Raw genomic sequence first — 7,876 nt, forward strand, 5'->3', positions numbered from 1 at the left:
TAATTCCGGAACCCGAAAGAACGGAAGGAAATTACCGCCTTTACGATATAGGCTATGTTGAGCGAATTAAGTTTATTTTGAATTGCCGAACTTTAAATATGAGTTTGAATGAAATTCGTCAATTACTCACCTATAAAGATAATCCCAAGAAAAATTGTTCAGATGTGAATGAATTAATTGACTTACATGTCAGTGCTATCAGAGAAAATATAATCAAGCAACAAAAGCTTATTGAACAATTATCTGATTTAAGAGGTACTTGTGATGGCTTATGTACAATTGACCAATGTGGAGTTCTAAAAAATCTAGCTTGATTATCTAGACCTATGCTTTTTTCAAAAATTCTGTATATCTTTACTTAAGGCTGCAAAAAGTTTAAGGTTACTCAAATTCTGTGATCAGATCTTTGATAGATCTGGACAGCTTCTTATTGGTGTTTTAAATACAGATTTGTGTATGAAGAGAAAAACATTTCTAATCCAGATATTGGTACTCTTATTCACATTCCAGAATATTTGGAGTGTGGCAGAGGCTGCGTGTCTGCATGAAATGCCAAACATACCCAATTCAATACTCTCTAATCCAATCGATTTAGACGAAAAGAGTGATAGTCCTCGTCAAGCACTTTATTCCCTAGAAAACTATAAAGAAATCTATGACTATTGTCAGAAGGTTTGTTTTAACGAAAAGTGCAGTCATTTCTCAAATACAATCGTGATTCAGATTGACCCACCCGATGATCTGAAGCTTAAAGCTAATTTTGAGACCGGCATTACCCCAACTTATTTGGGAATAACTTTTTATAAACCCCCTTATCTGGATCAATTAACCCCGCCTCCCGATTTGCCCCTACTATTGGTGGGGTAGTCTTATAAAAGCCCACCACTCCTAATTTCATTATGCGTGGGGCATTTTCATGTCAAAAAACAAATTACATCAGGATACCTCCATCCTGAATTTATCCTGGTCAGCCTTAGGTAGCGGTATCTTGCTATCTGCAATGATCAGCTTCAGTACTTCCGTAGTCGCCAGTACTCAAGATTTAACGCTGCAGCAAGCTATTGAGCAGGTTAACCAATATCAAGCGTCCCAAAATTTCTGGGAAACGCAAAACAGCATTAATGCCACGAATCTTCAGCAAAGTAAGCTGTTTAAAAATCCTGAACTGTCAGTTGAACAAACGGGATTTGGTTCAAATAATGAAAAAGAGCTTACCATTGGCATATCACAACCCTTGGATATTTTTGGTGAGCGAAGAGCAAACCAAAAATTAGCCAGTCTCTCTACAGATAAAACAGCGCTGAAACAGAAGATTTATCAAGCACAAATTGAGCTTGCAGTGAAATATGTATGGTCACAACTGGCCATTGCTGAACTTGAAAAAAACATTGTCAATGAACAACTTCGGGTGAGCCAAGAAAACCTTCAAGCAATCGAAAAGCGCTTTAATGCAGGCAGTATTGCCCAAGTAGATGTAAATCGCGCACGTTTAAGCCATGCTGAAAATATCCGTCTTTTTAGACAGGCAGACTTACAGGTACAAGTGGCCACCCAACAATTATCAAATTTATGGGGTACGTCTGATAAGTCATTGCAGGTAAACCTCTCTTCACAAAAGCTCTGGCCAAAATCGACTCATGAACAGGTTCAAGAATATTTAGCGGAAAACTACGTTGAGAAATATCGAGCTTTACTGGTATTAGAGTCTCAAGCAACGGTTGATCAACTAAGGGCAAAGGCACGTCCTAACCCCACTTTAAACCTAGGTGTCAACCGCACCCAATCCTTGGAAAACTCCACACAAAATCAATTAGTAGTCGGAGTCAGTGTACCGCTTAATATTTTCGATCGTCAGCAAAATGGCATAAAAATCGCGCAAGAAAAAATGAACTTATTAGAGCGTCAGAAAGAGTTTTATCTGAAGCAAAATGCGCTGCAAATAGGCACAATTTTAACCGAGTTGCAGGGTTTAGAGCTGCAATTCAAAGTCGTTGACGAGACTCAAATTCCTTTGGCGACTCAAGTTCAAAGTAAGACGCTACAAGGTTTCTTGGCAGGCAAGTTTGCTTTAACCGATGTTCAGCAAGCCACGCTTCAATTACAAGACATCCGTCTGCGTAAAGTCCAGTTGTTACGGGATGGCTGGCAAAAGGCCATTGAAGCAGAAAGTTTGAGCTTAGGCATTAGCCCAAGTGAAGTCATGTCGAAAGATGCTATTGCACAAATCAATCAAAACTTATGGCAAGACATACAGGCCATGCCTGTCATTGGTGGGGGAAATTAACATGTTCGATCTTAAAAACAGCTTAAAAAAACAGAGCGGAAAAATCTCTCAACCTCTACTGATTAGTTTGGTTATCGGCGCTACCGTACTCCTCAGTATTTTTTTGATCTTAACTGGTAAGAATAAATCGGAAACATCAGATGAACATGCAGAGGAAGAAAGCGGAGAAGAACATGGCGGTGAAACCGAAGAGCATGCAGAAGGTGTGAGCCTGACTGCCAAGCAACTGGTGGAACAGGGCATACAATTATCAGCGGTCGATCAAGGCCCGGTGGTTAAATTAAGTTCTTATCCTGCCAAACTGAATGTGAATACTGACCAGCAAGCGCACGTCTCACCGAGTTTTAGTGGTCATGTAGAAAATGTCTATGTAGAACTCGGTCAAAAAGTTCAGAAAGGACAGCCTTTGGCTGCGTTGCTTGTTCCTGATCTAGTTGATCAGCAGGCCAATCTTAAAATTGAACAAACCAACCTTGAACTGGCGAAACAAGACTATGATCGTGAGCGTCAGCTTTGGTCACAGGGCATTTCAGCAAAACAGGACTATCAACGTGCTTATAACAGCTATAAACGGGCACAAATTCAGGTTCAAGCGGCCCAATCACGTTTAAGTGCATTTGGTGCAGTGAATGCCAGTAACGGACGCTATATTTTGAAAGCTCCCATTTCTGGCGTGATCAGTAAAAAGGATTTGGTTCTCGGGGAAAATGTTCAGTTAGCCGATCAACTCTTTACGATAGACCGGTTAGATCAACTCTGGCTTGAGTTTATTGTTCCAAATTCTGAAATTATGGGCTTAGCCCCGAATCAAAAGATCGAATTTAAATCCTTGCAAACAGAAAAGGTTTATCAAGCTGTTATTCAGACTTTAAATACTGAAGCGGATATTCAAACAGGTCGTCTTCAGGTGCGAGCAAAAGTTGAATCGAATGCAACCGAATTACGTCCAAACTTGATGGTGAACGTACAGTTGCAACAACGGAGTGAAAGTACCGCATTACGGGTACTTAAGTCCGCAGTTCAGAATGTCGATGGAAAAGATGTGGTTTTTGTCGCCACTCAGCATGGACAAAAAGTTGAATTCAGTCCGCAACCTGTGAAATTAGGGCAATCATCTGGGGAGAGCCAATGGATTGAAGTGGTGAGTGGGCTTAGTCAGGGACAAAAATATGCCGCTCAAGGCAGTTTTTTACTGAAATCCGAGCTGGAAAAAGGAGAGGCTTCACATGAGCACTGAAACTCCTCAAATTCCAGACCACGAATCGGTAAAACCTGAAGGACTGTTTGATCGACTGATCCAGTTTTCTATCCATAACGCAATCTGGGTCATGCTGTTTATTGCGGCTTGGATTGCTATTGGTATTTATAGTTATCAAAAGTTACCGATTGATGCTGTACCAGATATTACCAATACTCAGGTGCAGATTAACACTTCAGCCAATGGTTTTACGGCTTTAGAAATGGAACAGCGGATTACATATCCAATCGAGAATGCCATGTCAGGCATGCCGAAAATGGAACAAACCCGTTCTATTTCACGCTACGGCTTATCGCAAGTGACCATCATTTTTGAAGATGGCACGGATATTTACTGGGCCAGACAGCTTATCAACCAGCGCTTGCAAGAAGCAATGGGAGAAATGCCTGAAGATGTGCAACCTAACATGTCACCTATTTCGACAGGTTTAGGTGAAATCTATCAATGGGTGATTAAAGCCGAACCAAATGCTAAAAAACCGGATGGGACCGCTTATTCGGCTATGGATTTACGTGAAATTCAGGATTGGATTGTAAGGCCACAATTACAGCGCGTAAAAGGCGTTGCGGAGATCAACAGCATTGGTGGCTTTAATAAAACCTATGTGGTTGCCCCGGATCTGAACCGATTGCAACAATTGCAAATTCCTTTGTCTGATTTACAAACTGCCTTAACAGAGAATAATGAAAACCGTGGTGCTGGCTATATTGAGAAAAATGGACAACAGCTAACGGTTCGTGTTCCCGGCACTTTAAACACGATTGAAGATATCCAGAACATCAGTATTGCCAATAAAAACGGCTATCCGATTCGGGTGGCAGATGTCGCCAATGTCTCAATTGGTCATGACTTGAGAACAGGGGCTGCAACCTATAATGGTGAAGAAACTGTATTGGGTATTGCCATGATGATGATGGGAGAAAATAGCCGTACCGTTGCTCAAGCCATTGATGAAAAGGTGCAATCGATCCAGCAATCGCTACCTAAAGGTGTGGTGATTGAGACTGTGTATGACCGTACGCATTTGGTTGATCGGGCGATCAAAACCGTTCAGAAAAATTTGATTGAGGGTGCAATCCTCGTCATTGTTATTTTATTTCTCTTTCTAGGTAATTTCCGTGCTGCGCTGATCACGGCTTGCGTTATTCCACTGTCAATGCTGTTTACCTTGACGGGAATGGCAGAGCAGAAGATTAGTGCAAATCTGATGAGTTTAGGGGCACTGGACTTCGGTATTATTATTGATGGTGCAGTGGTTATTGTAGAAAACTGTATCCGTCGGCTAGCAGAAGCTCAGAAGCTGAAAGGTGGTTTACTTAGCCGTTCTGAAAGATTTAAAGAAGTCTTCTTGGCTGCAAAACAGGCGCGTCGTCCTCTGATTTTTGGACAGTTAATTATTTTGGTGGTTTATCTACCTATCTTTACCCTGACGGGTGTAGAAGCCAAACTTTTCCATCCTATGGCAATGACTGTTGTACTGGCTTTAATTGGGGCCATGATTTTATCTGTCACTTTTGTGCCAGCCGCAGTTGCCCTATTTGTCACTGGAGAAGTCAAGGAAACCGAAAGTCGCTGGATGCATTGGCTTAAAACCAAATATGAACTGCTTTTAGATAAAGCCTATGAGCTTCGTTTATTTGTGACTATTGTGGCTGCCTGTATTTTAGTGCTTACGGGCGTGCTAGCCACTCAAACAGGTAGCGAGTTTGCACCTCAACTGGGTGAAGGTGATTTTGCTGTTCAGCAAATGCGTTCCCCAAGTACAGGGTTAGAACAGTCACTGAGAATGCAGGAAAATACTGAAAAGTTACTGTTGAAAGAATTTCCTGAAATTAAAGCGATCTTTGCTCGTACCGGTACAGCAGAAGTGGCCACAGATGTTATGCCACCCAACATTTCAGATGGCGTGGTACTGTTAAAACCTCATGATGAATGGCCTGATCCAAAACAAACGATTGATGAGCTTCGCCAAAGAATGATTACTTTCTTAGCGACATTGCCGGGAAATAACAGTGAGTTCTCGCAACCCATTGAACTGCGCTTTAACGAGTTAATTTCAGGGGTGCGAAGTGATGTGGGTGTCAAATTATTTGGTGATGACATGGAGATTCTAAATCGCGAAGCGAATAAAATTTCTCAAAAAATTAACTCAATTTCAGGCGCGACAGCCGTTAATGTAGAACAGACCAGTGGCTTACCCTTGTTGAATGTAGAGGTGGATAAGTCCAGAGCTGCACAATATGGCTTGTCGGTAAGAGCAATTCAGGATCTGGTAGCTACAAGTGTCGGTGGCCAGAATGTTGGAACAATTTTACAGGGAGACAAGCGTTTTGATTTTGTCATCCGTCTAGATGAATCCCAGCGTAGTCCTGAACAGTTAGCGGTACTTCCTATTCAATTGCCGAATGGTGGTTTAGTCCAACTGCAAGATGTGGCACGCGTTGAAAATATCCTGGGTATTAATCAGGTCAGCCGTGAAAATGGTAAACGTCGAGTGGTTATTACTGCAAATGTAGAAGGACGTGATTTAGGCTCATTCGTAACAGAGCTTCAGAGCACGTTATCCAAACAGGAATTACCAAGCGGTTATTGGATAGATTATGGCGGTCAATTTCAAAATCTGATGTCTGCAAAAGCGCGTATGCAATTGGTGGTTCCGCTCGCATTGTTGACGATCTTTATTTTATTGATGGCTGTATTCCATAATATCAAAGAAAGCTTACTGGTCTTTAGTGGTGTACCGTTTGCCTTATGTGGAGGCTTAATCGCGTTGTGGTTGCGTGACATTCCATTATCCATGTCAGCAGGGGTTGGCTTCATTGCACTATCGGGGGTGGCTGTACTGAATGGCTTAGTCATGCTTACCTTTATCAAAGAGTTGCGACAACAATATGACCTTTATTATGCAACGTGGCAGGGTGCAATTTTGCGTCTTAGACCTGTGCTGATGACCGCTTGTGTGGCGTCCCTTGGGTTTGTCCCGATGGCTTTGGCAACCGGAACTGGGGCAGAAGTACAGAGACCTTTAGCAACAGTGGTTATTGGAGGAATTATCTCCTCTACCCTGCTTACATTGGTTTTATTGCCCGTACTGTACCGCTGGATGAATGAAAAGAAAGTTTCTTAATCCAATAGATTAGTCGATTTACAGCAGAGATATTGGCTGTTATCCAATATCTCTGCTCATCATAAATAGAATAAGGAAAATATTTTATGTCAGAACATCATGATCATAGCCATGCGGTTGTTACTGAAGAAAATAGTAAGAAGTTAATGTTTGCTTTGGGTTTAACGACTACTTTTTTAATAGTAGAAGTTGTCGCTGCTTTTATTACCCAAAGTTTAGCATTACTGTCTGATGCCGCTCATATGTTTACTGATGTAGCCGCTTTAGCTATTGCTCTTGCCGCTATCAAAATTGGTAAAAAAGCCGCAGATGATAAAAGAACTTTTGGCTATCAGCGATTTGAAATTTTAGCGGCTCTGTTTAATGCGGTGATGCTTTTTGTGGTAGCAATATATATTGTATATGAAGCTTATCAACGTTTTACGAACCCTGCTGAAATTCAAAGTGTTGAAATGATGATTGTCGCGGTCATTGGTTTGGTCGTAAATTTGATTTCAATGAAAATCCTTTCTGCTAGTGCTGAAGGAAGTCTAAATATAAAAGGTGCATATTTAGAAGTTCTTAGTGATGCTCTAGGATCGATAGGCGTGATTATCGGAGGAATAGTTATTTATTTTACCCAGTGGATGTGGGTTGATACCGTAATCGCTGTGTTAATTGGCTTCTGGGTCTTACCTCGAACTTGGATTTTATTAAAACAAAGTATTAATATTCTGCTTGAAGGAGTTCCTGATGAGATTGATATTGAGTCGTTAAGAAATGATTTATTGAAGCTAGAGGGTGTTGAAGGGATTCATCAGTTGAAAGTCTGGGCTATATCTTCAAAAAACATTCATTTAACTGCTCATTTGGTTGCTCCTAATAGCGATCCAGATCAGCTCTATCAAAAGGCCTTAGACGTTCTAAAACATAATCATAGTATTACTGAAATTACGTTACAAATAGAAAGTAAGGAATGTAATACATTGGAACAGCATAAACATTAAAGTGCTGCTCTTTCTACATAATGGACAGATGACTAGGCTGATAAACCTTACCATTTTCCTGTATTACACTTCTATTTATCACACGCACTTTAAACGGCACTGTTGCAAATAACCACGAATGGTAAGCTGAAGACTGTTTTAGCTAAAGGTGCAGCATATGAATCCTTTCCATGGTCGGCATTTTCAGGGCGAAATCATTCTTTGGGCTGTGCGCTGGTATT

Annotated in this window: 6 protein-coding genes; all 6 read left to right on the plus strand. The window is 41.1% G+C overall.

Going from position 1 to position 7,876, the window contains the following annotated elements:
* A partial coding sequence (gene cadR, locus FTV08_RS15595) for a Cd(II)/Pb(II)-responsive transcriptional regulator (protein WP_218947228.1) occupies positions 1 to 314 on the plus strand: 314 nt, incomplete at its 5' end.
* Between the two features lie 142 nt (positions 315 to 456).
* Complete coding sequence (locus tag FTV08_RS15600; protein ID WP_004733191.1) at positions 457 to 867, plus strand: hypothetical protein; 411 nt, start codon at positions 457 to 459, stop codon at positions 865 to 867.
* Between the two features lie 49 nt (positions 868 to 916).
* On the plus strand, positions 917 to 2,284 hold the full coding sequence (locus FTV08_RS15605; RefSeq protein WP_004281854.1) for a TolC family protein: 1,368 nt from the start codon (positions 917 to 919) through the stop codon (positions 2,282 to 2,284).
* Between the two features lies 1 nt (position 2,285).
* Positions 2,286 to 3,521 (plus strand): efflux RND transporter periplasmic adaptor subunit, encoded by a 1,236-nt coding sequence (locus FTV08_RS15610; RefSeq protein ID WP_004281853.1) that lies wholly within the window; start codon positions 2,286 to 2,288, stop codon positions 3,519 to 3,521.
* A complete protein-coding gene (locus FTV08_RS15615) occupies positions 3,511 to 6,669 on the plus strand; it encodes an efflux RND transporter permease subunit (RefSeq protein WP_005407475.1) in 3,159 nt (1,052 codons plus the stop codon). Before FTV08_RS15610 ends, FTV08_RS15615 begins: the two co-directional genes overlap by 11 nt.
* Before the next feature lie 86 nt (positions 6,670 to 6,755).
* The gene (locus tag FTV08_RS15620) at positions 6,756 to 7,655 is read left to right on the plus strand and encodes a cation diffusion facilitator family transporter (RefSeq protein ID WP_180087637.1); all 900 of its coding nucleotides are present in this window, start codon (positions 6,756 to 6,758) and stop codon (positions 7,653 to 7,655) included.
* Positions 7,656 to 7,876 lie beyond the last annotated feature (221 nt).

It is taken from the genome of Acinetobacter sp. YH12226 (assembly GCF_013417805.1).
In the GTDB taxonomy this organism is placed as follows: domain Bacteria; phylum Pseudomonadota; class Gammaproteobacteria; order Pseudomonadales; family Moraxellaceae; genus Acinetobacter.

What these genes read in the sequence shown, in the direction of transcription:
- FTV08_RS15600 (WP_004733191.1), top strand. Translation starts at nt 457, where the DNA reads ATGAAGAGAAAAACATTTCTAATCCAGATATTGGTACTCTTATTCACA.
- FTV08_RS15605 (WP_004281854.1), top strand. Translation starts at nt 917, where the DNA reads ATGTCAAAAAACAAATTACATCAGGATACCTCCATCCTGAATTTATCC.
- FTV08_RS15610 (WP_004281853.1), top strand. Translation starts at nt 2,286, where the DNA reads ATGTTCGATCTTAAAAACAGCTTAAAAAAACAGAGCGGAAAAATCTCT.
- FTV08_RS15615 (WP_005407475.1), top strand. Translation starts at nt 3,511, where the DNA reads ATGAGCACTGAAACTCCTCAAATTCCAGACCACGAATCGGTAAAACCT.
- FTV08_RS15620 (WP_180087637.1), top strand. Translation starts at nt 6,756, where the DNA reads ATGTCAGAACATCATGATCATAGCCATGCGGTTGTTACTGAAGAAAAT.